Origin of the sequence: Streptomyces ossamyceticus (genome assembly GCF_001418475.1) — a bacterium.
GTDB classification, from domain to species: domain Bacteria; phylum Actinomycetota; class Actinomycetes; order Streptomycetales; family Streptomycetaceae; genus Streptomyces; species Streptomyces ossamyceticus.
Window position 1 is genome coordinate 854 of the sequence record NZ_LIQX01000839.1, and the last position, 579, is coordinate 1,432.

Below are 579 nucleotides of genomic sequence, written 5' to 3' on the forward strand. Positions count from 1 at the left end.
TCCTCGGCCTCCTGCTGGGAGAGGTGCCACGCGCAGTGGCGGGAGAGGCCGTGATCGACCATCGCGGCGAGCGCGATCCGGTGCAGCTGGGTCCGGTAGCGGGCCCGCACGGCCGGTTCCTGCTCCCTCACGGCGGCGAGCGGCAGCCCCATGGTGCGGCACATCCGGCGCGGGCTGTGATCCGTGTCCAGCAGGGAGAGTTCGAGCAGCCGCTCGGTCTCCTCGGGGGACCAGCCGCAGGTGTGCTGCGTCAGGGCGGCCTCCACGGCGATGTCCTTCGTGCCGTGGGGATCACTGAGCAGCGCGAGGCCCAGCCGCCTGCGGTCCCGGCGGTCGAGTGACGCGACGAGACGGTGGCTGTGGCTCCAGTACGCGCGTTCCTCGGGGGCCTCCAGGAGGACGAGCGGGTAGCCGTGGTTGGGCGTGGGGACGATCCCGTAGTCGCGTCGACGGGCCCGGGCCGCTGCCCTGCGCAGGGCCCCGGGAAGCGGTGGTACCACCGTGCTCCGCCGCCTTCGATAGGGGAACGATCCGCCACCCGCCCACCAAGGCCACACGCGCCCCACCCCCACACCGAAC

1 protein-coding gene is annotated in these 579 nt (G+C 73.2%); it reads right to left on the reverse strand.

The annotated features are described in order from the left end of the window. A partial coding sequence (locus tag AOK15_RS45920; RefSeq protein ID WP_167738917.1) for a hypothetical protein occupies positions 1-500 on the reverse strand: 500 nt, incomplete at its 3' end. Between the last annotated feature and the right edge of the window lie 79 nt (positions 501-579).